We start from the raw sequence: 24,096 nt of genomic DNA, 5'->3' as shown, positions 1-24,096 counted from the left end.
CGAAGGTGCAGGGAATGGAAGTGCAAGCGGCAAAGGCGCAGGGGCCAGCGTGAGGCAGGAGAGCGCGAAAAGAGGGGGCGTATGGGTTTTTCCATAAGCGACATTATAATTTTGCTCGTGGTGGTGGTAATCCTGGCGGTCTACCGTCGACTGGATCACAACAACCGGTCTCTGGAGAAGGTAAAGCGCTTTGTCGAGCGGGTCCAGGGAGAGATGGACGAGATCGTGGCAGAGAAAGTCACCATGCTGAAAGACATCGGGATCGAGGTGGACGTTCACCAGAAGGCCGCCAAGGAGGTCCTGAAGCGCATCCAGGCGATCGAGGATGACCTCAATACCCGGTCGGGAGGGCTGGAGCAGATCGGAACCCGCCTGGGTGCCTACGAACGCGCCCTGACCGATCTGATCACCATGACGGGGCAGGCCGAGGAAAACCTCAAGCGGGTCCAGAGCGAGAGCGAGTACATCGACAAGGTGGGGAAGCGGATCAAGGCGACCCAGACCAGAATCGAGGAACTGGAGCGCTCCCTGCCGGGGATCGTCACGGGCTTCGAGAAGCAGAACACCCAGCGCCTTGACCAGGTGGAGGCGCGGATNCTCGCCGAGACGGAGGAGCGTATCACCGGCCTCGATGCCCGCGTCGAGACCGCCGCCGGACGGGTTCAGGCCTTTTCCGAGGACGCCGCCCGCATACAGGCCGAGACGGAGGACCGTTCCCGCCAGGCCTGCACCGAGATGCAGGAGCTCCACGATCAGCTTCTGGGCGCTCTGGAACGGGAACTCTCCGAGGCCACCGAGGTATCNCGACGGACCTTCGCTTCGGCCAGGCAGGAGATGGACCAGGTCCTGGAGGCCTCGCAGGAACAGTTCGATCGTCACCGCAGTGAAGGTGACGAACACCATCAGGCCATGAAAGACTCCCTGCGGGAGCTTCTGGAGCGCACCGAGGCGCGCCTGGAGGAACTGGCAGCAGAGGGATCCGCCCTGGAAACGGAGGCCCTCAAGGCGCTGCGGGAGCATATCGAGGCCAGGGGGCGCGAGCGTGCCGAAGAAGCGCTCCTGGCGGTACGGCAGTACACCGCCGATGCCCGGGGCCGGCTGGAGGAAGAGGCCGACGAGAAGATCGCCGTCCTCCAGGACCGGATCGACCAGAAAATCGAAGCGGTCCGCAACCACAGCGAGGGTGAAACCTCGGCTATGCAGGAGCAGTTTGTCCAGCTCCGCACGAGCACCGACGAGTGGAGCGAGAAAACGCGCCAGACAATTCACGAGATGGATCAGCAGGTGGAGCGGCTTCTGGAGCGGTCCCGCCAGCAGGAGCAGAGCCAGAAAGAATCCCTGGACCGCCACATCGCCGAGACCGGCGCGCGCCTGGAAGAGCACGGAGAGGATCTCTCAACACGGATTGCGGAGCTCACTTCGGCCGCGCAGGACCAGATGGGTGGCATATCGGACCGTCTGACCCGGGTCTCGGCCGAGATCGAGGCCCATATCGCCAGTGCCGGAGAGGCCCTGAACGAGCGGATCGGGCTCCTGGAGGAACGTCAGGAGGGCCAGTATCAGGAGATTCGCCAGCGCCACGAAGAGAGCCTGGCCGAGCTGGCCCGGTCGTTCCAGGAGCGACAGGACCAGATCAGGAGCCTCGACACAATGGCCCGGGAAGAGTTCGCCCGGCTTCAGGAGCTTCTGGACCAGGGGCGCGCCGGGATCGACCGGAAGATCGAGGACTACCGGAGCGGTGCAGAACGCCGTATCGACGGAACAGCCCAGGAAATGGAGCAACGGGTCCTCTCGAGTGTCGACTCCCGCCTGGGAGATTACGAGCAGTCCCTGGGCTACCGCTTCTCCAAGATCGAAGCGGTCAATAACGACGTGGATGAACTGGAGCAGAATCTCCGGGCTACCATGGACAGGGTAAGCGAGCGTGTTCGCAGTGATTTTCTTGCCTTCGGCGAGGAACTCCGGNCCCTGCGCGAACAGGACCGTCAGGAAGCGATCCAGGGCATGGACACCCTCCGGGGGTCCATGAGCGAGCTCGAAGGCGGATTAAACGAGCTCAAGCAGCGCGCCTACGACAACGTCAGCGAAAAACTCAAGGTCTTCGAGGACGAGTTCTTTGCCGACCTGAGAGACCGTTCGGCCACCATGGAGTCCCGGATCGAGAGCTGGCGCGACGAGGTTCACCAGCGTCTGGCGTCGCTCCAGGGGGAGTTCGAGGAATCCCGCACATCCCTGGAAGAAGAATATTCTGCGGACCTGCGCGAGCGTCTGCACCAGGTCCAGGAGAGCACCAACGGTCAGCTCACCAAGATCGACACCCAGGTGGACTCCTTCCGGGGGGGAATCGGTTCCCGGATGGACGCCCTGGAGCAGTCCATGAGCGGTTTTGAGGAGACTATCGCCGAGGAGCTGGTCTCCCTGAAGGATCGGTCCCACCAGACCTTCCGCCAGGAGTTCTCCCAGTTCGATGACCGGATCAGGAGCGAGCTGAAAAACTTCGAAACCGAGGTAGAGGGCAAGGTCGGCCAGATTCGACACGACGTCGGGNCGGGCAAGGACGAACTGGAAGCGATGGTGGAGGCTGCCAGAAGCGACGTCGCGGTCTGGCAGACCAGGGTCCTCAACGAGCTGCGCTCCAGCGACGCCGAGGTGAGTAACCAGCTGGCCGACGCACGNGTTCGTCTCTCCGACAACATCCAGGATNTGAANCGTGAGTTCGCCGCCGAGCGGGANCATCTGGTGGAGCAGTCCCTGGATCAGCGACGTGCCCTTCGCGAGGAGCTGGACAGAACCGCCGAGGAGGTGACTCGTCTCGGAGCGCGTCTCGAAGGAGAGAGCGAGGCCGCCCTGACCGAGTTCTCCCGGCGCTACCAGGAGCTTCGATCCCGCACAGAGGAGCACGAAAAACAGATGTCGGCGCGTCTCGAGGACCAGTCGGCTGAGTTCAGGGGGCTCATCGCAGACACGAGGGACCAATTCTCCGCCATGCGGGAGAAGCTCCTCGGCAAACTCGAAGAGGAAGCCCGCACCCTGGAAACGACGCTCCAGGAAATCGACAAGCGTCAGCGGGGATTTATCGAGCAGACCGGCATTTTCGAGCGGGCCGACTCGCTCAAGATACAGCTCCAGGACGACATCGAGGAACTCAAGAACGAGATCCTCCGTGTGGAGGGAATGCGTGGCGAGGTTCGGGATATCGAGGGCCAGTTCGGGAAGATTCGCAAGATGTCCGGCGAGGTGAACGAGAAAATGTCCCGCTTCGCCGCCGACAAGCGCCGGATCGACCTTCTCGAGGAGGACTACCGGCGCCTGATCTCCCTCGCCCAGTCGGTAGAGACCAAGATCGAGCAGGTCAGCAACAGCGACGACCAGCTTCAGGAAATCACCGCCCGCGTGAGGAGTCTCGACGAGCTGCAGCAGGAGGTGGAAACACGGTTCGACCGTCTGGAACGGCGCCGTTCGGTGATCGACGAGACCACCGATGGTCTCGAGGAGANCCGTGCCTCGCTGGATGAACTCCGGGGCAACCTCTCGACTCTCACGGAACGGGTCGAACAGTTCCCCGGTTTTATCGCCAAGCTCTCGGGGCAGCTGAAGCAGGTGGCCTCCCACCACAAGGAGACGGAACAGGCCGTGCAGAATCTGGCCAGCCTTAACGAGACCCTGGCCGACGTGGAGCGCCGCATGGAGGAGCTGAAGACCGCCCGGGAGTGGCTTGCCCGGACCGAGACCCGGCTCGAGGAGATACGNCGCGACGCAGGAGAGCAGGTGAAGCTTCTGGGCAGCCTCATGAGAGAGGAGGGCAAGAAATCAGCCGCCCCCGGCGGGGGTGCTCCCTCGCTGAGCGCCCGCGAGACGGTGCAGAAGCTGGCCCACCAGGGCTGGAAGGTGGANGAGATCGCCCGGGCCACCAAGATGAGCAAGGGCGAAGTGGAACTGATTCTGGAACTCTCGGGACGGCGGTAGCCTCCCGGGTGCTCCGGCTCGGGTGCTCCGGCTCGGGTGCTCCAGCTCGAGTGCCCCACCCCGAAAGACCCCGGCCGAATCTCCCGGTGCCCCCCTCTCTCTGCGGACCCCTTCTGCGAGGAGCCTCCCGTGACCACCTTCCCGAAAACAGCCGGGATCGGTTAATCGAGTTCCCCGATCCAGCCCGACTCGAGCGAATCGATCCATTCCTGGACGTGGAAGAAGGAGACCTGCCGTGTGTCGTGGCCAACCCCGGGGTAAAGACGGTAATCCACGGAGGCTTCCTGACGGCGCAGCTCCCCCAGATACTNCTCCTGCTGGGCCGCTGTGATAACCCCATCCAGTTCTCCCTGTAAAAGCAGCAGGGGTACCCCGTGGCCGGCAAGACCGGCGCTATTCTCTTCCAGAAGCGAGTGAATTCCCGGGTAGTCCCGGGCCAGGGAGCCCCCGCGGAGGGCTCTCAGGAAAGAGGGGTGGTAGAGCTCGTCAGGAGAATCGGGATAGTACTGCACCATGCCCCCCACGCACTGACGGGTTGTATCCTCTTCGAGGCGTTCTGCCCAGGGGGAACGAAGAATCTCTCNCGGAGGAAAGCGATCCTCCCCGTAGTGCGTGGCGAAGGAGTGCACAATCATCGGTGCCAGACTGTGGTACGACAGAAGAAGCGGCTCGATCCTCGCCGTCGCACCGTAACCGATCACCCCGTGCAGGGCCAGCTCTGGCCGCTGTTCGCTGTTGCGGTCNGCCGCAGCCAGTACGGCGTGCCCCCCTTGGGAAAAGCCCGCCGCGACCCGGGTNTAAGGAGCGATCCCCCGGGGAAAAGCCGGGCGAAGCCAGGTGTCCAGAGCCCCCAGCGCCTCGAAGATCACCCGGGCCTCGCTGGAAGCGTGAAAGTAGGGTTGAACCTGGTGCCAGTCGGAAAAGCCGATGTAGTCCGGCATGAGGCCCATCATCCCCTGTCCGGCCCGGGCCAGGACGTGGGTCCGGTACAGCCCCCAGCGAACCCCCGCCAGATGTTCCCGCGAGGGTCGGCAGGGTTCGATCAGACCCGTCGAACCGGGGGCGAAGAGATAGACCCCGCGAATCGCCGCAGCCGGAACCTCCGGGATAAAGACCTGGAGTTCCACCTCCGTGGGTGTTCCATCGGGATAACGGGAAGGGAAGCGGAACTGGTAGATCCGCACGGCGTAGCGTGCCCGTGGTGCCGGGGCTGTCTCAAAGAGTTCTGCTCCGGCCTGGTCGATNTCCCGGGGCGATACGATCTCCTGGAGAGCATCCCCGGGCAGGAGGGCAAACTCCCGGGGTTGAAACGCCACCGCAGGGGTGGGGAAGCACCAGAGGAAGCACCAGAGGAAGCACCAGAGGAACAACCAGAGAAAAAGCCAGAACAACAGCCTTCTTCCGGGAGCTTCCGGTCTGACCGAACGGGCAGAACCCCCGGGGGCGATCGTTCCGAACCGGCAGAGCCACTTCATAAGAAACAATCCTTTCTTCTTCTTCCGAAGCGCAACAGGCTCGGGTTTGCACCGTCCAACTCCCGGGGCGTTTCCGGGAGGGGTCCCCCGGGAAAAACCCTTCCCCGGTGTAAAAACCGGAAGACCTGTTGTGAAAAATCTCTCTTGCCCCTATTATTTATAGTGGCAAGGAGTGTGATGTGTACAGTCTGCCGGGATTCAGAACGATGGTGGGGGTGTTCCTCTGCCTGGTCATCCCGGGAAGGGCAGATCTGGCCGCCCGGGAGGGGCTCTACGCGCCCCATCGCCCCGGGGACGCTGCCCTGGTTCGGGTGGTAAATCTCTCGCCCCGGAAGGATTCTCCCCCCCTCCGCCTGGGTCCGATCCGGTTTCCTCCAAAACCAGCCATGACAGCGGGGCCCTACCGCCCCGTTCCCCGGGGAGTATACCGACTCCCCGGACCGGAGCGCACCGTGGTGAGTCCGGAACCAGCTTCGTTTGTTACAATCGTCACGGGCTTCGCCCCGGAGCCGGGTGAGAAACACCATGTCTTTCAGGATACACCCCACGACGATCCGGCGAGGGCGCAGCTGGTCTTCTATAACCTCTCGGAGAAGGAGCTCGGACTCGTCGTGGCCGATTCGGGGAAGGCTATCTTTCCTCCCTTTTCCGGCCCCGCCTCGGCCACGGTGGCCCTCAACGCCGTAGCGGTGGAGCTGGAGATCCGGCACAACGGAGTGGCCAGGGTGGTAACAGAGGTCCTCCTTTCCCGGGGCGATTCCACCGCAGTATTTGTTGTTCCCCGCCACCCGGGCCTCGTCGGCTTCACCGCCCGCGCCTCGGTGGTGCAGGACTGATATCCGTCGGAGCGGTCATGGTTTTTTCGAGCCCCACCTTTCTTTTCCTCTTTTTGCCCCTCTTTCTGGCGGGCTATTACGCCACCCCCGAGCGAAACCGGTCGCTCTGGATCGTCCTGGGAAGCTGGCTGTTTTACGGGTGGTGGCGTTTCGATTTTCTTTTGCTTCTGGCGGCTTCCTCCCTGGGGGCAGCTCTGGCAGGGCGGGGGATCGCCAGGGCCGAATCCCACGTTCAGGCCCGGCGGTGGCTCGTCGCTGGAGTAACCCTCGCCCTGGGGGTCCTGGGGTATTTCAAGTATTTCAACTTCGGGGTGGAGTCCCTCTCGGTGGTGTTTCAGGGGCTCGGGTTGCGCCCCCTTCCTGCCGCGCAGGTGGTTCTGCCCGTGGGAATCTCCTTCTACACGTTCCAGATCATCAGTTACATCGTCGATGTCTACCGGGGTACAACATCGCCCGCCCGGTCCTTCCTGGACGTTATGGCCTACGTCTCGCTCTTTCCCCAGCTCGTGGCGGGGCCTATCGTGCGGTACTCCGAGATCGCCGATCAGTTTGCCAGCCGGGAGCACAGCCTGGAGAACCTGTGCCGGGGAGCCGAGCGGTTCATGCTCGGCCTGGCGAGAAAGGTCCTGATAGCCGACGCGGTAGCTCCCCTGGCAGAGGCGGCCTTCTCCTCCTCCGACCCGGGCTTCGGGGGTGCCTGGATCGGATTGCTGGCCTACACCGTGCAGATATACTTCGACTTTGCAGCCTATTCCGACATGGCGATCGGTCTGGGGAGGATGATGGGCTTTTCCCTCCCCGAAAACTTTCGCATGCCCTACCACAGCTCCTCCATAACGGAGTTCTGGCGCCGGTGGCACATGACCCTCTCGGCCTGGCTCAGGGATTACCTGTATGTTCCCCTGGGCGGGAACCGGCGAGGTCAGGGGAGAACCTACCTGAACCTTGCCGTGGTCATGGTCCTGGGCGGACTCTGGCACGGCGCTGCCTGGACCTTTGTGATCTGGGGAGGCTGGCACGGGGCATGGCTCGCCCTGGAACGGTTCCTGCGAAGAACCTTCTCCTGGCGATGGCGATGGCGATGGCAGGGGCCGGGTAAAGCGAGAACCCTGATCGTGGTACTTCTGGGGTGGGTCTTTTTTCGGGCTGAGACCTTCGCAGGTGCAGGAGTGATGGTTCGTGCCCTCCTGCAGGTGGGGCCTCTCCTCCGGTNGCAGGAGCCCCTCATCGCCTCCCATCTGGCCTGGCAGATGANTTCGGGAGCCCTGGTCGCGCTGGTGGCGGGGCTGGTCATCGCCCTGGCAGAGCCGATGCTCTGTTCGGTGGGGCACTACCATCGGGAGCGGTGGACTCTCCTGCGGAGTATCTCCCTCTCGATTCTCTTTGGTGCAAGCCTTCTGCGGCTCCTGGCTGCTTCCTATTCGCCCTTTTTGTACTTCCAGTTCTAGTCCGGGACGGGACGAGCCGGGACGGGATGAGGCGGGACGAGACGCGACGGGGCAGGCGCACCGGAACGAGACGGGCGAGCCACGACGGAAGGCTCGTCAGATCAACAGAATCTGGTCAGGAGAAACTGATCAGGGGAGGATGGCAATGCCCCGAAAAACCTTCTGGACCTTTCTTGCGCCGGCCCTCTTCGCGCTGGCAATCCTGGCCGGGGGCGGGGCCCTGACAGGTGCGCTCCTCGCCGGCAGGAGCGCCCTGTTTCCGCTTCCCCCGTCGGCTGAAGCCCATCGTCCCGCCGGATTTGCCNGGTCCCTTCTCCGGGGAGATCTCGCCCGGAGGATCGACGGGACGATCGAGAAATCCCATCCCCTGCGGGATCCGGCCTTGCACCTTGTGACGGCCCTGAGGGTGGCCCTCTTTCGGGAGGGCTCCGGTCCGGTCGTGATCGGCCGGGACTTTCGCCTCTACACGGAAGAGGAGTTTCGCCGTTCTCCCGAGGATGAAATGCATCTGGAGATGCGCCTCGAGTGGATCCGGAGCATCCTGCAACGCCTTGCCCGGGAACAGGTGGAGGTGGTGGTGCTGCTACTCCCGTCCAAGGCGCGGGTATTGGGGGAACCCGCTGCGGACCACCCCCGGTACGAACGGGCTCTGGCCAGCCTCTCCCGGGAAGGGGCGCTCCTGGTGGATCCCCGGGAGGTCCTCGCCGGAGAGGATGATTATTTTCTGGCCTTCGATACGCACTGGTCTCCCCGGGGAGCCCTGGCCGTGGCGCGGGAGATCGCCCGTCGTGCCGGAGAGATCCCCGCCCTGAGGGATATCCCCCGGATTCGGGTCACTCTGGAGGAGGAGGGGCTTCATCGTCACGAAGGCGATCTCCTGCAGTTTCTGCCCCTGGGCCGATGGAAGCAGTTTTTCCCCCTGGGCCCCGAAGAGGTCCCCCGGTTCTCCTTCCATTTCCGGGAGGTCCGGGGCGGGCTCTTTGATCTCCCCGAGATCCCCCTGGCGCTGGCAGGAACCAGTTTCAGTGCCGGACCATTCTGGGATTTTCCGGGAGCCCTGAGCTACGCCTTCCAGGCCGACCTGATCCAGGTGGCATCCCCGGGAGAGGGGCCCTTTCTGCCCATGGCGCGGTATCTGGCGAGCGAGAGCTATCGGGAGATTCCTCCCTGCCTGATACTATGGGAAATCCCCGAGCGGTATCTCACCCTGCCGGGCTTCGATCCGCCTTCGCAGGCGGGGGAAACTTGACGGTCGCTTCCTCACATTGTATCTTCTCACCTAATCATAGAACACACCAGAGGATGAAATATGTCAGATCAGGAGAACCTGCGCACTCAAGACCTCCAGGAGGACGCTCCCAGGGAGGCCCGGGAGGAAACAGGAAATCCTTCTCACCAGGAGCCACCCTCCTCGCAGGGCCCTTCGGAAGGTAACGCTTCGGGAGACGGAGCCTCGGGAGCCTCCGCTTCCGGTGCAGACCGTTGCAGCACCGCTACGGCGAACGAACCGGGCCGGGAAGAGCCGGGCCGGGCAGAACCGGAAGACTCCGGTGCCGTGGCAGCGCTGAAGAAAGAGATCGAGGACCTTCAGGCCGAGAACTCGGAACTGAAGAATCAGTACCTGCGAAAGCAGGCTGATATGGAAAACTACCGGAAACGGATGATCCGGGACAAGGAAGACGCCGTCAGTTATGCAAACCAGCAGTTGCTGCTTGACTTGACAGCGGTCATTGATGATTTTGAAAGGGCGATTGCCTCGGCAGAGGAATCCCGTGATTACGATGCCTTTCACGACGGAGTTGTGCTCATAGAGAAGCAGCTCGTCAGCATGCTCGAGCGGAAGTGGGGCCTGAAGCGGCTCGATTCGGAGGGCCAGGAGTTTGATCCGCAGAAGCATGAGGCGGTAACCGCAGAACCCCGCGAGGGGGACGAGACATCGATGGTCCTGGAGGAGTTCCAGAAGGGGTATCTGCTCCATGACCGGGTCCTGCGGGCAGCCAGGGTGAAAGTTTCGACGCCGGGCAAAGGCTGATTTTTAGAACTCTTGAGGAGAATACGTGTATGGGTAAAATTATTGGAATTGACTTGGGAACAACCAACTCCTGCGTGGCAGTGATCGAAGGGGGAGAGGCCGAAGTCCTGCAAAACGCCGAGGGGCAGCGCACAACCCCCTCCATGGTGGCCTTCACAAAAAAAGGTGACTCCCTGGAACGTCTGGTGGGGCAACCCGCCAAAAACCAGATGGTCACCAACCCGGAGAACACCATCTTCTCCATCAAGCGCTTCATGGGGCGCCGGTACAGCGAGGTCTCGGGGGAGATCGGCATGGTCTCGTATCACGTCCAGAAAGACGCCAACGACGGCGTCAGGATCGACGTGAACGGAAAGCACCTTTCCCCGCCGGAAATCTCGGCTGCCATCCTGCAGAAGATGAAAGAGACCGCCGAGGACTACCTGGGGGAAACCGTCACCGAGGCGGTCATCACCGTCCCGGCTTATTTCAACGATTCCCAGCGTCAGGCAACCAAGGACGCAGGGAAAATCGCGGGTCTCGACGTAAAGCGGATCGTGAACGAACCCACCGCCGCTGCTCTTGCCTACGGCTTCGGTGACAAAGCCAAGGAAGAAAAGATCGCTGTCTACGACCTGGGGGGGGGGACCTTCGACATCTCCATCCTCGAGCTCGGAGACGGGGTGTTCGAGGTCAAGAGCACCAACGGTGACACCCATCTGGGCGGTGACGATTTCGACCAGAAGATTATCGACTGGCTGGTGGATCAGTTCAAGAGCGAGCAGGGGATCGATCTCAGTAAGGACCGGATGGCCCTGCAGCGGCTCAAGGAAGCCGCCGAGAAGGCCAAGCGCGAGCTTTCCAGCACCCAGAGCACTGATATCAACCTGCCCTTTATTACCGCCGATGCCAGTGGCCCCAAGCACCTTCAGTACACCCTGAACAGGGCAACCTTCGAGAAAATGGTGGCCGATCTGGTGCAGCGCACCAAGGGCCCCTGCGTGCAGGCCCTGAAAGACGCNGGTCTCTCACCGGAAGATATCGACGAGGTCATCCTGGTTGGCGGGTCGACGCGTATTCCTGCGGTCCAGCAGATCGTGAAGGACATCTTCAAGCGCGACCCCCACAAGGGTGTGAACCCCGATGAAGTGGTGGCCATGGGCGCAGCGATCCAGGGAGGAATCCTGGGTGGCGACGTGAAGGACATGATCCTTCTCGATGTGACGCCCCTCTCCCTGGGTATCGAGACGCTGGGTGGTGTCTTCACCAAGCTGATCGAGCGGAACACCACGATCCCCACAAAGAAGAGCCAGATCTTCTCCACCGCTGCCGACAACCAGACGGCCGTATCGATTCACGTCCTGCAGGGCGAACGCGAGATGGCGAGCCAGAACCGCACCCTGGGACGGTTCGACCTGGTGGGAATCCCGCCAGCACCCCGGGGAGTCCCCCAGGTCGAGGTCGCCTTCGATATCGACGCCAACGGTATTCTCCACGTCTCGGCCAAGGATACTGCCACCAACAAGGAGCAGAAGATCCGCATCGAGTCCTCCAGTGGTCTCTCGGAAGACGAGATCGACCGGATGGTGAAGGACGCCGAAGAGAACGCCGAGCAGGACCGGAAGCTGAAGGAAAAGATCGACACCAAGAACGAGGCCGACAGCATTATCTACTCCACCGAGAAATCCCTGGACGACTTCGGGGACAAGATCTCCGGGGAGGACAAGGAAAAGATCCAGCAGGCAGTTCAGGCCCTGAAAGATGTGATGGACGGCGACGATGTGGAGGCCACCAAGGCAAAACTTGAGGAGCTGAAGCAGGCTGCCTACAAACTGGCAGAAGAGGCCTACAAGGCAGGGCAGGCCGATGCCGGGGCCGCCGGTGCGGGTCCGGGAGCCGAAGAAGCTTCCCCGGGAGACGCTCCCGGAGGATCGTCGGGAAGGTCCTCGGAGAACGTCGAAGACGTGGACTACGAAGTCGTCGACGATGACGATTCCAAAAGCTGAGCCGGGCGGAGCGATCTGTGGCAAAACGTGACTACTACGAGGTTCTCGGCGTAAGCCGGGATGCCTCGGTAGAGGACTTGAAAAAAGCCTACCGCAAGATTGCGGTCCAGAACCACCCCGACAGAAACCCCGGGGACGCTGGAGCCGAGGAACGGTTCAAGGAGGCGGCCGAGGCCTACGAGGTCCTGGCCAACCCCGAGAAGCGGCAGGCCTACGATCAGTTTGGTTTTGCCGGTGTGGATGGTCTCGGGGGAGGCTCCCAAGGCTTCTCTTCTTCCCGGGATTTTGAGGATATCTTCGGGGACTTCTCCGATATCTTCGGTTCCTTTTTTGGAGGAGGCGGTCGCAGCCGATCCTCCGGCCGGGGCCGCTCCCGGGGGTCCGATCTTCGGTACGATCTGCAGATTCCCTTCACCGATGCGGCCTTCGGAACGAAGGCCGAGATCGCCTACGAGCGCGAGGCGGGCTGTGATGCCTGCAACGGTTCGGGAGCCTCTGCGGGGAGCGGTCGCAAGACCTGCCCGACCTGCGGAGGCGCTGGTCAGGTGCGCCGGAGCAGCGGGTTCTTCTCTGTGGCCTCGGTGTGTCCCTCCTGTCAGGGCTCGGGAACGGTCATCGAGGATCCTTGCCCTACCTGCTCAGGTTCGGGGGTGCGGAAGAAACGGCAGCGTATCAAGGTAACCATACCGGCCGGTGTATCCCACGGCCAGCGGATAACCATTCCCGGTCAGGGCGACGCTCCCCGGGGCGGGGGAGAGCCCGGTGATCTTCATGTGGTGATTCACATCCAGCCGCACAAGCATTTCGAGCGCGATAACTACGATCTCTACTGCGCGGTGCCGGTGAGTATAACCCAGGCGGCCCTGGGGACCGATCTTCACGTGGCAACCCTGGACGGCAAGCGGGTAAAGGTGAAGGTCCCCGCCGGAACACAGGACGGAAAGGTCCTGCGCCTCCGTAACGAGGGTATCCCTGTTCCCAACAGCGCCAACAGGCGCGGGGACATGTACATCAAGTTGCGGGTCGTCGTGCCAGCCAAAATGTCCGGTAAGGCCAGGGATCTCTTGCGAGAATTTTCCCGTCTCGAGGGGGAAGAAACGCAGCCCGAACCCATTCCCCTGAAAGATCTGTAACACCGGGTCCCGGGTCTGACCGTCGGGTCCGCCCTGGGGCTCTGTCACTTAACCTTGTGGTGCAAGATTCCGATAATGCGCACCAGGGGGCACAGTGAAGTACAGAACGAGTGGTGTCGCGTCATTTCTGGTGGTATCTCTGGTCTTTATCGTCCTGGGGCAAGCTCTTGCCGGGGATGAATCGTTCCCCCTCTGGCCCGTGGAAGACTACGGTTCGGGGTGGATTCTGGGAGACCGCAACAGCGACGGCACGACTGACTACGCCCTGCGTCTCGATGACCGGGGGGAGAAAAAATACGAGGCGGTTGATCACAACCACGACGGCATTATGGATAATTTCTATTTCTACTCCCGGGGAGTCCTGGAACGTCAGGAGATCGATACCAATTTCGACGGAAACATCGATCTCTGGATCTTTATGGACGATGGCGTACACGTACGAGGCTTCGACAGGGATACAAACCACGACGGACAGGTAGATCTGGTCCGGCGATACGGAGAGAACTAACCGTGCCCTGGATCACCAGCCGACACGCGATCGAAGCGGCGCTCCAGCGGGGAGCCCCCGGAGCAACTCTTTATCTTGTTGACCCTCGCGGGCGAAACGGACAGCTGCAGCATCTGGCCCGCTCCCGGGGGGTAACCGTTCAGACCGTATCGTCCGAATGGCTTCGCCGACAGGCGGGCTCCTCCGTGAGGGGAGCAGCCCTGGAACTTGGGCAGGATCACGCGCGCACAGGCCTGGTATCGCTCAAGGACTGGCTCCACCAGACCCCGCCGGGGAGTACCGGCCCCATCCTCGCTCTGGACCATATCACGGACCCCCATAATGTGGGGGCGATCCTGCGCACGGCTCACCTCATGGGTGTTCCTCTGGTGATTGTGCCGGCCCGGCGGAGCGTTCTGGACAGCGATGGTGTTCGCCGTAGTTCGGCAGGAGCCTCCGATGCGGTGGCTGTGGCGGTAGTCTCCAACCTGGCGGGAGCCCTGCGGGACTGCAAAAGCGCAGGCTGGTGGATCTACGCTGCCGACGCGGGGGGAACCGCCCTGCCGAAGGTCTCCTTCGATCCCGCAGCGGTCATTCTTCTCGGGGCCGAGGGGAAGGGGGTTTCCCCCGGGGTGGCCGCTCTGGCGGACCTGAAGGTGACCATTCCCGATCGTGCCCCCCGGGGCACCACGGTCGACTCCTACAACGTCTCTGTGGCAGCAGGGATCATCACCTACGAGTATTTCCGGACAATCACCTAGCTATTTTCTGTCGGCTGTTTTGCGAACCACTTCCGTAGCCTTCAGGCTGTCTGGCTGCGCCCTGTAAGGGGCCGTTTCCGGACAGAACAGCCTCTGTGGCCCCTGCAAGGGCGAGGGTCGCGGAAAAGGTTTCTGCGTGGAAAGGGCTGTGTTGTGAAGGAAGGGAGAAGCGACCCTCCCGGCCGCAAAGCCGGGGAGGGTGCCCTGTACGGGCTTCTCAGGCGGGATCGATCCCGAAGAAGCGGCAACTATTCTGATAGAGGGCTTCCGAGAGCTCCTCCTCCGATATCCCCCGAAGCTCTGCCAGAAAACGAGCCGTTTCAGGCAGGTAGGAGGGGCGGTTGCGCTCGCCCCGATGGGAGGCGGGAACCATAAAAGGACTCTCGCTCTCGATGAGCATCCGTTCCAGAGGCATGTTTTTTGCCGTCTCGTGGAGGTTCCGGGCGTTCCGGTACGTCACATTCCCCGCAAAGGAGATATACACCGGCAGTTCCAGCGCCTTCTGGGCGTAACTCCAGCTCTCGGAGAAACAATGGAGTACAGCCCCCCGGGAAGGGATTTTCTGCTGGAGGATCTCCAGAACATCGCTCCCTGCATCCCGGTTATGAACCACCACAGGCTTGTCCACGCGCTCGGCCAGTTCCAGCTGCTGCACGAAGAGCTCGATCTGGGAATCCTTGTTGCCGAACTTGCGGTAGTAGTCCAGACCGGTTTCTCCCACAGCGACCACGCGGGGAAGTTCCAGCCCCTTCTCAATCTGAGATTCCCAGTCACGGCCAGGATTTGTTACTTCCGAGGGAGAGACTCCCACAGCAAAGTACACGTTCGAGGCAGTTTTCAGATTTTCGTAGATGCCAAAGAAGTCGCGCACGTTATTGCAGATACTGAGGATACCGTCAATTTCCTCGTGGCGTGCTTCCTGAACTACAATCAATTGCTCTATCGGGTCTTCATCGATCAACCCGATGTGAGCATGAGTATCAAATAATCTCATACTGGGTACCTAAAAAAAAAGATATTTGTCCTGATGGACACGGGAACCATAGCACCGGCAGCGGTCAAGGTCAAGCTGCCCAAAAAAAGTGTCAGGACTCGATTGAAATGTCCCCGCTGGGGATGATTATCCTGTGGTGGCCGTTGATCGCTCGAGATCCCCGATCTCCTGCCCGGAAAGGCCGGTGATATCGGCGATGTCGGAAACGGGGAAACCTCGCTTCAGCATCTTCAGGGCATTTTCCCGACGCGCCTGCTGCATGCCGCGCTGCATACCTTGCTTCATGCCCTCTTCCTTACCGCGCTGCTCGGCGCTGCGCAAGCGCGAACTGACATCGCGCTGCCATTTCTCGCGAGCCTCGGCAATATCCATGAGCTCGTCGTCGGCAGTAAAGGCGCGGTAGACTCTGTGCGCCTTGCCCAGAGCAGGGTTGTCTTTCAGTAATACCGTCATATNCTCCTCCTTCACGGAGCCTTCGTGCTCAAAGTAATAACACCATGTATCAAGNTTGTCCTTCACCTCGCCGGTGCTTTTCAGGTGATTCTTGGGCAGTTCGATGAAATGGATCTGCAGGTGATCGGAGCAGGGAGCCCGACCCGCCGGCCCGGGCAGAGCGGTGGAAACGATGGGAACAGCTCGGCCGTGCCGGATACGCAGGGTCCAGGCGAACGGTCTCTCTGCCCACCTTGTCCGGCGAGCGTGAAAAACCGGCGGGTGGCGCCCGGATACCAGATTGCGTGGGAAGGGGGGNGTGGAACCCACGCACCCGGATCTTCCTGAGAAGAGCCTGTGGCGGATTATATGCCGGTTCGGGCTGTGGATAATCTGTCCCGCACCTGGAGGCGGAGAGAAAGGCGCCAAGATTGACGGTCCCCGGCCCCTGTGGTACCGTACCTCCACGGAACTTACTTTCATGGCATACGATACCAGCCCAAGAAAGCGTCCGACCCCGAAGGAATCCGGTCGGCAGGGTGGGCGCTTTCGGAATATTCTGACGCAGCGTTTCACCATCATGCTGATCCCCCACTCGGAGCGGAGCGTCTTCAATTTTCAGATATCACTCCTCGCTCTGGGGGTCCTCTTTCTGGGGGNCCTNTTCCTGGTGGCGACCTTCCTCTATCTCTCCAGTGTCCGTATCGGCACGGGTGCCCTGGTGGACTCCCAGGCCCAGGAGATCGCCCGGAGCCAGACCGATCTGGAGGCCACAATCCAGGAGATCCAGAAGGTCCTTCGCGTCGCCCGCGCCTTCGACCAGGAGATGGTCGATACCCTGAACAGCCTGGGGATCGAGCGGCGTGATTCCTCGGGCGCATCGGGCCTTACCCGGGGCGATCTCGCCGAGTTTTCAGACCTTCAGGTGGTTGCCGAGAATCGGGCGCGGGAGATCCAGGATCTGCGAAACCTCTCGGATCGTCTGGGTGATTCCCTGGAACCCCTGCAGCAAATCCAGCGGGTTCTCCGTTCCCGCGAGGAGCTGCTCTCGGATATCCCCAACCTCTGGCCCGTGGCNGGCGGGGTGGGCCGGGTCCTTCTGGAGTTCGGTCCCAACATTCACCCCATAACGGGGGCCTGGTATATTCATAAGGGCACGGTCATTGCAGCTCCNCCGGGGAGCCCCGTCGTTGCCAGCGCCAACGGCCGTGTTGTGGAGATGGGCTACGATCCGGACCAGGGGCTCTACGTGTATCTTCGGCACAAATACGGCTTCAGAACGCGCTATTCCCACCTCCAGCGCGTCACTGTCCGGGAGGGGCAAAACCTTCTTCAGGGCGAGGAGATCGGCTCGGTGGGGAACAGTGGTCTCGCTCCGGGGTACGGGCTCGATTTTATCGTGAAGATCGGCACCGACGTGGTGGATCCGGCGGCCTTTCTCACGCTGCGGGGCCGGCTTGATTCCCGGGGCATATAACGGGAAACTATGAGCACTGGTGCAACGGGCGTCCGGGGAGGCCTGCTTCCGCAGGACCATAATCCTCTGGAGGCCGGACCCGCTGGAAGGGGATCTTGCAGAAGCGCTTCCTCGGGGGAANAACACCGTGGCAGAAATTCATCGGGAAAGNTTNATCGGGAAAGGCAGAAGCAATGGCGGTAACTGAATCAACTCTGGTAAACTCCATCGTAGGCGCCGGAACCTTCTTCAAGGGGCAGATCGACGTATCGGGGCTCCTCCGGATCGATGGTGATTTCAGCGGGGGTGTGAAGACCTCGGGGCGGGTCATCGTGGGGCGCGGAGGAAGAGCCGACTGCACCATAGACGCCGCCACGGTGGTGATCGGCGGTGTCTTCCGGGGGACCATCTACGCCAGCGAAAAGGTCATTCTCCTGGAATCGGCCCTGGTGCTGGGGAACATTTTTGCTCCCCGCATGATCGCCGACTCGGGAGTCATTCTGGACGGTGCGGTCCACCTGCGGGGCACGGAGAAAAAAGATGCTCCCGGGGCACCTTCGGGTGATCTCACCGCCGGTTCCCGGGGCGCTCCTGCCCGGAGAAGAGGTCGCTCGGGGCGCAGACGTCTGCCCGTGGGAAACCTCTGATCCGTTATGGAACCTATCCGGCCGAAACAGTCCGGTTCTTCCCGGCGGCGTCCCGGCAAGGCAACCTCTGCGGGGAAGGGATCGGTGGGCGAGAAGAGCTTCGACACCCATCTGGCCGCCGGGGCGATCCAGGGGCCGGAGCAGTCCCGGGTTTCCGAGGTCGACCAGGCCGGTGGCGCCCATCTTCTGGAGGGGCTCCCCGGGGTCGACGCCCCCACGGAGAAGCTCTTTGATGCGGTCCACGAGGCGGGGCAGCGTCTGCTCGATGAGCGAACCTATTCGGCGGTGCAGCAGTATCGCGAGGCGGTCCGGCGTTTTGTGAGCAGGGTTCTGGCTCAGGCCAACAATATAGAGATCCACGAATCGGGGCCGGGATTGATTTCCCGCAAGCGGTATTATCTCATCACCGAGATCAACCGGTCCGTGGAACGGCTGTTGGAGGGGCTCCAGCGGACCCAGTTCCAGCAGCTCGAGATTCTTTCCCGTCTCGAAGAGATAGAGGGAATGCTGGTTGATCTTTTTCAGTAACGCCCTTCACGGAGCCCTTCCCGGAACTGGAACCGGAGGGGGGAGCGCTTCGGAAGATGCGAGGAGTATTCGATGGATTACGTCGTGAGAAATATGCACAGTCGCGAAACCGACCTGTGCGATTGCGGAGACCTCCCCGTGGAGCCCAAGAGCAGAATCGTCTACGAGGGGCGCTACGGAGTAGATATCGGAGTCGTCCTGGGAACGGTCCAGGAGGGAACGCGGAAGAAATACAAGGACCGCTTCAAGGCCCTCAGGATCGCCGGCGAGAGCGATCTTCGAACCTATCGGGAGCANGAGGAGCGGGCTGGAAAAGCCGCCAGAACCTGCGCCGAGCGCGTGGAAGCGCACAAGCTGGACATGCACGTCGTGAGCGCCCACTATACCCTGGACAGGTCAAAACTGCTTTTTTTCTTTGTTTCCGACCACCGGGTCGACTTTCGCACCCTCGTCCGCGATCTGGTGGGTATCTTTCAGGTGCGGGTGGAGCTGCGCCAGATCGGCGTCCGCGACGAGACCAGGATCATCGGGGGAATGGGAATCTGCGGGCGTCGGCTCTGTTGCAACGGCATATCGGACAAGCTCCCGCCCGTGTCGATCCGCATGGCCAAGGACCAGAACTACTCNCTGAACTCCATGAAGGTCTCCGGCCCCTGCGGGCGTCTGCTGTGCTGTCTTTCCTACGAGCACCAGTTCTACCAGGAAGAGCGCAGGAAGTACCCCCGCGAGGGCTCCCTGGTCGAGCTGGACGAAGCGGTGCTCAAGGTACAGGAGATCAATATCCTCAGCGGTCAGGTCCGGCTTTCCGGAAGCGAAGGGCAACACCTGACCGTTCCTGTCTGCTCCCTGCACCGCCAGAACGTTCCCCAGAGCAAAAAGAAGGACCGGCGGCGTTCCGTGGAATGGATCCTCAACCCCGAGGGGTGTCCCGAGGCTGCCCAGGCTCTCTCTGCTGATCCCGGGGATGATCAAATTGAAATCGATGGAGTGTAGCGTAGAGTCCGTCCCGGGCCAGCAGCTCCTGGTGCGTTCCTGATTCTACCAGCTCACCCCGGGAGAGTACCAGAATACGGTGGGCGTGCTGGATCGTCGAGAGGCGGTGGGCCACCACCAGGGAGGTTCTTCCCCGGGTGATCGTCTCCACAGCCTGCTGGAGCTTCCGCTCGGTCTCGCTGTCGATACTCGAGGTGGCCTCGTCCAGAACCAGTACGGGCGGGTTGTGTATCAGAACGCGCGCAAANGCNAGGAGCTGCCCCTGGCCGGCCGAGATNTTTCGCGTTCCTCCCGTGAGCCGGGTGTCGAGTCCCCGGGGCAAATCCTCGATGAACGATGCTACCTGCACCGCCCGGCAGGCCTCCATGATCTCCTCGTCGGAGACCTTCTTCCCCAGGGCGATATTGGTGCGTATCGTGTCGTCAAAGAGAAAGACATCCTGCTGGATTTGCTGTACCGCCTGCCGCAACGCCCCCAGGGGGTAGCTCCTCAAGTCCTGCCCCTCCAGGTGGATNGATCCCCCCGTCACGTCCCACAGGCGGGTCAGCAGGTTTATCACGGTGGTCTTTCCCGACCCTGTAGACCCCACCAGGGCAACCAGCTCCCCCGGTTCTGCCCTGAAGGAGAGGCCCTTCAGAACGGGTTCGCCCGGACGGTAGGAAAAATTGACATCCCGAAACTCCACAGCCCCGGAAACGGACTCCACCGCGAGGGGGGTCACGCCCGTATCGGGAATCCGCTGATCCTGGTCGAGCAGATCAAAGACCCGCTCGCTTCCTGCCATGGCGCTCTGCAGGAGGGTAAACTGCTCGGAGATGCTCATGACGGGCATATAGAAGCGGCGGATCAGGTTGGTAAAAGCGATCAGAACCCCCAGTGAAACCGTTTCCGCCTGCAGCAGGGTTGCCCCGAAAAAGATAACCACCGCCAGAGAGGTGCTGGACATGAAATCCACCAGCGGGCGGAAGACAGCAAAGACATACATCTCCGAGAGATTTGCCNTGGTGAGGGTCTCGTTTTTCCGGGTGAACTCCCCGCCGCTTCGTGTTTGCTGGACAAAAATCTGGACGATCTCCATGCCCGAGACGTGTTCCGAGAGGTAGGCGTTGAGATCGCCCACGGCGCGGCGCACCGCCCGGTAGGCCTCCCGGGCCTTCCGGCGGATCACATCGGTGATGAAGAGAACGGGAACCATGCTGATCAGGGTGATCGTGGCCAGCCGGGGGTTCAGGGCGAACATGGTGGCCACCACGGCGACCATGAGGCTCACATTGCGGGCCAGCTCCGCCAGAACGGAGGTGAAGAGATCATTGATCGTCTCTACGTCGTTGGTGATGCGCGTGACCAGACGCCCCACGGGCTGATCGCCCAGGAACCCCAGATGCTGGCCCAGGGTATGGCTGAACAGATCATGGCGGAGCTTCTTCATGACCAGCTGGCCCGTAAAGGCCGTGAGATAGACCTGCCCGAACGCTCCGAGGAGGACCGCCAGAAGAACCCCCAGGAAGAGAAGCGCCTTGCCCCGCAACCCCTGGAGCTGGTGCTGCAGCAGGGCCCGGCGCTCCTGTTCCGGGAGCCGTTCCAGAGCGCTTCGGGGAAGCGAAACCCACCGGTGGTCGGCGTCCTGGGGGATCACCGAAAATTCCGCAAGAAGGTCGGGGTGTTCCCGGGCAACCTCCCGGGGTATCAGGGTAAAGGATTCCCGCGAGAGGATCCTCCGCTGGCGAAGATCTTCCCGGGTCGCCCGGGGAATCCGGTCCAGGCGCTCTTCCCGAAGGTAGACCGCGCTGCCGACGCGGCGCACCTCGCCGGGGGAGGGGATCTCTGCCAGGGCGTCCTCCTCGAGGCGGCTCCAGTGGTCCATGATATGGTGGTCGATCGCTCTCTGGATGATCACCGGCAGCAGGACCTCTCCCGCCGTCGCCACCACCAGGCATATCAGAGCCACCATCACGAGCTTCCGGAAGGGGGCGGTGTACCGGGCTATGCGGCGGATGATCCCGAAGTCATAGCTGGCGATTATCGTCTCGTCCTGGTGGTGAATCATGAGTCCTTCCTGAGGTGTTCGAGCTGCTGAAGCCGGGCGATATCCTGGTACAGGCCGGGGCGGCTCAGCAGTTCCCCGTGAGTCCCCCGATCGGCTATCCGGCCCTCCTGGAGAACGAGAATTTCCCCGGCAAAAGTGAGGGTAGAGATGCGGTTGGAGACGATAATGGTGGTCTTGCCCCGGCGTTCCTCGAGAATCCCCCGGAGGAGTCGCTCCTCTGTACGGGTATCCACCGCCGAGAGGGCGTCATCCAGAATCAGGATCGGAGGGTCGGGGAGCAGGGCCCGGGCGATGGCGATGCGCTGGCGTTGCCCCCCCGAGAGGGTGACCCCCCGTTCTCCCACGAGGGTGTCCTGGCCCCGGGGAAACTCGGCGATATCCTCGTCCAGAGCCGCCAGCTTCTCCACGCGCCGAAGGTCCTCCTCCGGGGCTTGGGGCCGGGCAAAGCGGATGTTGTCGCGCACCGTGGCTGAAAAGAGAAAGGTCTTCTGGGGGACGATCCCGAAGGTCTCCCGAAGAGTGTCCAGGTTGTAGCGGACCACGTCGGTTCCGTCGATAAAGATCGCCCCTTCGGGAGCGGGCAGGAGGAGGGGCAGGAGACTCACCAGAGTCGATTTTCCGCTCCCCGTGCGCCCCAGTATTCCCAGGATCTCCCCCGGGGCAAGATCGANGGAGATCTTCTCCAGGGCGGGGGTTTCCTGACCGGGAAAGGTGAAGGAGAGATCGCGTACCTCCAGAGCCCCCCCGGGCGGGGATGTGCGGCCCCCGGGAGGGGANGANATCAGGGGGGTGCTCTGGAGGATCTCGTTGACCCGCGAGAGCGATGCTGCCCCCCGTTGAAGCATGTTTACCGTGAAGCCCGCTCCCAGCATGGGCCAGGTCAGCATCTGCAGGTATCCCAGGGTCGCCACGAAGTCTCCCGCCGAGAGGGAGCCTGCAAGAAGCGCAGCCCCTCCGAACCAGAGGAGAATCAGAAGCGTCAGCCCCGAGAGAAAACTCACCAGGGGAAAGAAGAGGCCCCATATCCGGACCAGATGCATGTTCTCCTGCTGGTACCGGTCGTTGGCATCGGCAAAACGGGACAGAAAGAAGGGTTCCTTTCCGAAGGCTTTGACCACCCGGACCCCGCTCAGAACCTCCTGGACCTGATCGCTCAGGTGGGAGAACCCCTCCTGGACCGCCCGAAAGCGTTTCCCGATACCCTCTCCCAGAACAATAATGAGAATCGTGATGACCGGCAGGGGGATGACCGTGACCAGGGCGAGCCGGGGGTCGCGGCTGAAGAGGATCGCCAGAATTGCCACGGTCATGAAGAGCCCGTCGATAAAGGCCACCAGGGCCATCCCCGTGGCCATGCGGATCGCTCGCATGTCGTTGGTGGCTCGCGCCATGATGTCGCCCGTCCTGGTCTGGCGGTAGAAATCGGGCGAGAGACGCAGCAACTGATGGTAGAGGCTCTCCCGAAGCTCCGCCTCTATGCGGCGGCTGCTGCCGTGGATGAAAAAGCGCCAGCCGAAGCGGGTCAGGGCGATTACCAGAGCCGTCACCAGGAGAAGCCCCATGGGACGTGCCACGGCAGCGGCCCCGCCCCCGTCCAGAAGCAGGTCTATGGCCCGTCCCGTGTAATACGGCAGGAGCAGTTGGGCTCCGCTTGTGATCAGGAGCGAGACAATACCCGCGATGTAGGCCCTGCTATGGCGCCGGAGCAGGGGGGTGAGGGTTCTGAACTCCCCGATCAACCCTGGTTCCGCCAGTCTCGGAGTATCTCCCCGATCGCCTGCCGGGATTCCTCGACCTGGTGGAGGATCTCGCGTTTTCCCTGAACCGGGGGGAACACCTGTGCTACGGTGATGCGATAGCGGTGCCCCCGGGGCATGGCCAGAACGTCCTGGACCCGGGAGAAGCGGCCCCCGCCGTCCAGGGCCAGGGCCACCAGCGGCAGGGGTGCCCGGGTATGGATGCGACGGACAGCGCCACTCTGGAACGGCAGGAGCTCGCCGTCGCGGGAGCGGGTCCCCTCGGGGAAGATCACGGGGCATTCCCTCGGGCCGAGAGAGGAGGCCATGCGGTCGATCTCCTTCATTGCCAGAGAGTAGTCGCCCCTGCGCGGAATCAGGGCGTGGCGCTGAACCCGGAGCACCCGTGAAACCGTGGGGCACCAGTGTCGGAGCTCACCCTTGGCGACAAACTTTACCGAATGGTGCCGAAAGGCTGCCATGATCACCACGATATCCATCACGCTCTGGTGGTTCGCGAGGATGATCATCTGCTCGGGCAGTTCGGAGTCGTCGAAATCCATCTCCATGCGCAACCCCANGGTAAACCGGGCCAGAGAGAAGAGCTTGCGGGCCCGGTCCGATACNGTGCGGTCGATGTGTCTCCTGGCGAGGTTCCAGTTCAGGCAGATCAGGATCTTGTCACCCAGATCCCACCAGATGAGGCGGGCAAAAATAAGGATAAAGAGTATAATAGTGGCCATGGGGTGGCNATTCTACAGGGAAAGAGGCGGCTGTGTTAAGGTTGAAGTTGACAGGTGCCGCTGATATTTGCTACGGTCCCCTAGATTACCCAATTTTATCCGGAGGATACATCATTTGATCGCAAAGGGATCCGCCGCAAAACGCCATCGGCAGAGCGAAAAGCGGCGCATATTGAACAAGAGTGTACGGAGTCGGGTTCGGACAAGCGTAAAGCGGGTCCTGAACGCAGTTGAGGAAAAGGATCAGGCTGCTGCAGAGGTGGCGTTGCGGGATTTCACCAAACTCATTGATACCGCTGCGGGCAAGGGCGTGTACCACGCGAACACGGCTGCGCGGAAAAAATCCCGCCTTGCACGCAAAGTAAACAGCCTCCAGGCCTAAGCGGGCAGCGGAGCG

19 protein-coding genes are annotated in these 24,096 nt (G+C 61.9%); 14 read left to right on the top strand and 5 right to left on the bottom strand.

What is annotated here, in order from left to right; translation table 11 throughout:
* The first annotated feature begins 81 nt into the window (after positions 1–81).
* The 9 genes from B071_RS20525 to B071_RS17540 all read left to right on the top strand — a co-directional run bounded on the left by B071_RS20525 (position 82) and on the right by B071_RS17540 (position 14,123).
* Positions 82–3,966, top strand: coding sequence for a SpiroCoCo family coiled-coil protein (locus B071_RS20525; RefSeq protein WP_018527386.1), 3,885 nt, complete (start codon positions 82–84; stop codon positions 3,964–3,966).
* A 1,654-nt stretch (positions 3,967–5,620) separates the two neighbouring features.
* Positions 5,621–6,277, top strand: a complete 657-nt coding sequence (locus B071_RS0112350; RefSeq protein ID WP_018527385.1) for an alginate O-acetyltransferase AlgF — start codon at positions 5,621–5,623, stop codon at positions 6,275–6,277.
* A gap of 17 nt (positions 6,278–6,294) precedes the next feature.
* Positions 6,295–7,725, top strand: coding sequence for an MBOAT family O-acyltransferase (locus B071_RS0112345; protein WP_018527384.1), 1,431 nt, complete (start codon positions 6,295–6,297; stop codon positions 7,723–7,725).
* Between the two features lie 139 nt (positions 7,726–7,864).
* Positions 7,865–8,974 (top strand): alginate O-acetyltransferase, encoded by a 1,110-nt coding sequence (locus B071_RS18660; RefSeq protein WP_083914936.1) that lies wholly within the window; start codon positions 7,865–7,867, stop codon positions 8,972–8,974.
* 60 nt (positions 8,975–9,034) lie between these two features.
* A complete protein-coding gene (grpE, locus tag B071_RS17545; protein WP_018527382.1) occupies positions 9,035–9,757 on the top strand; it encodes a nucleotide exchange factor GrpE in 723 nt (240 codons plus the stop codon).
* 29 nt (positions 9,758–9,786) lie between these two features.
* Entirely contained in the window at positions 9,787–11,742 is a 1,956-nt protein-coding gene (gene dnaK / locus B071_RS0112330; RefSeq protein WP_018527381.1) for a molecular chaperone DnaK, read from the top strand.
* 17 nt (positions 11,743–11,759) lie between these two features.
* Positions 11,760–12,875, top strand: a complete 1,116-nt coding sequence (gene dnaJ, locus B071_RS0112325; protein WP_018527380.1) for a molecular chaperone DnaJ — start codon at positions 11,760–11,762, stop codon at positions 12,873–12,875.
* Between the two features lie 94 nt (positions 12,876–12,969).
* The gene (locus tag B071_RS0112320; RefSeq protein ID WP_018527379.1) at positions 12,970–13,383 is read left to right on the top strand and encodes a hypothetical protein; all 414 of its coding nucleotides are present in this window, start codon (positions 12,970–12,972) and stop codon (positions 13,381–13,383) included.
* Positions 13,384–13,385: 2 nt separating this feature from the next.
* Positions 13,386–14,123, top strand: coding sequence for a TrmH family RNA methyltransferase (locus B071_RS17540; RefSeq protein ID WP_018527378.1), 738 nt, complete (start codon positions 13,386–13,388; stop codon positions 14,121–14,123).
* Positions 14,124–14,340: 217 nt separating this feature from the next.
* Here the strand turns inward: B071_RS17540 and B071_RS0112310 are convergent, their stop codons facing one another.
* Together B071_RS0112310 and B071_RS19305 are read right to left on the bottom strand one after the other, a co-directional pair.
* Positions 14,341–15,117 carry a TatD family hydrolase gene (locus B071_RS0112310; protein ID WP_026245212.1) on the bottom strand — a complete coding sequence of 259 codons (777 nt, stop codon included), beginning with the start codon at positions 15,115–15,117 and terminating at the stop codon, positions 14,341–14,343.
* Between the two features lie 126 nt (positions 15,118–15,243).
* Complete coding sequence (locus tag B071_RS19305; RefSeq protein WP_245534083.1) at positions 15,244–16,032, bottom strand: Rpn family recombination-promoting nuclease/putative transposase; 789 nt, start codon at positions 16,030–16,032, stop codon at positions 15,244–15,246.
* Here B071_RS19305 and B071_RS17535 point away from each other — a divergent pair.
* The 4 genes from B071_RS17535 (at position 16,031) to B071_RS0112280 (ending at position 19,173) form a co-directional block, all read left to right on the top strand.
* Complete coding sequence (locus tag B071_RS17535) at positions 16,031–17,026, top strand: M23 family metallopeptidase (protein WP_018527374.1); 996 nt, start codon at positions 16,031–16,033, stop codon at positions 17,024–17,026. The genes B071_RS19305 and B071_RS17535 overlap by 2 nt on opposite strands.
* Before the next feature lie 173 nt (positions 17,027–17,199).
* Positions 17,200–17,652: a bactofilin family protein gene (locus B071_RS18655; RefSeq protein WP_103679841.1), complete on the top strand. Its 453-nt coding sequence runs from the start codon at positions 17,200–17,202 to the stop codon at positions 17,650–17,652.
* A gap of 6 nt (positions 17,653–17,658) precedes the next feature.
* Positions 17,659–18,180, top strand: a complete 522-nt coding sequence (locus B071_RS17525) for a DUF327 family protein (RefSeq protein ID WP_018527372.1) — start codon at positions 17,659–17,661, stop codon at positions 18,178–18,180.
* A 72-nt stretch (positions 18,181–18,252) separates the two neighbouring features.
* On the top strand, positions 18,253–19,173 hold the full coding sequence (locus B071_RS0112280) for a PSP1 domain-containing protein (RefSeq protein ID WP_018527371.1): 921 nt from the start codon (positions 18,253–18,255) through the stop codon (positions 19,171–19,173).
* Here B071_RS0112280 and B071_RS17520 read toward each other — a convergent pair.
* The 3 genes from B071_RS17520 to B071_RS17515 all read right to left on the bottom strand — a co-directional run bounded on the left by B071_RS17520 (position 19,091) and on the right by B071_RS17515 (position 23,486).
* Complete coding sequence (locus tag B071_RS17520) at positions 19,091–21,037, bottom strand: ABC transporter ATP-binding protein (protein ID WP_438829707.1); 1,947 nt, start codon at positions 21,035–21,037, stop codon at positions 19,091–19,093. The two genes, B071_RS0112280 and B071_RS17520, sit on opposite strands and share 83 nt — an antisense overlap.
* A gap of 179 nt (positions 21,038–21,216) precedes the next feature.
* Positions 21,217–22,959, bottom strand: coding sequence for an ABC transporter ATP-binding protein (locus B071_RS0112270; RefSeq protein WP_018527369.1), 1,743 nt, complete (start codon positions 22,957–22,959; stop codon positions 21,217–21,219).
* The gene (locus B071_RS17515; RefSeq protein WP_438829706.1) at positions 22,956–23,486 is read right to left on the bottom strand and encodes a lysophospholipid acyltransferase family protein; all 531 of its coding nucleotides are present in this window, start codon (positions 23,484–23,486) and stop codon (positions 22,956–22,958) included. Before B071_RS17515 ends, B071_RS0112270 begins: the two co-directional genes overlap by 4 nt.
* Positions 23,487–23,814: 328 nt before the next feature.
* Between B071_RS17515 and rpsT the strand changes: the two genes are divergently transcribed.
* A complete protein-coding gene (gene rpsT, locus B071_RS0112260) occupies positions 23,815–24,081 on the top strand; it encodes a 30S ribosomal protein S20 (RefSeq protein ID WP_018527367.1) in 267 nt (88 codons plus the stop codon).
* Positions 24,082–24,096 lie beyond the last annotated feature (15 nt).

The organism is Alkalispirochaeta alkalica DSM 8900 (assembly GCF_000373545.1).
Lineage (GTDB): Bacteria > Spirochaetota > Spirochaetia > DSM-27196 > Alkalispirochaetaceae > Alkalispirochaeta > Alkalispirochaeta alkalica.
Note: the sequence above shows the minus strand (reverse complement) of the source record. Positions and strands in the feature narration are given on the sequence as shown.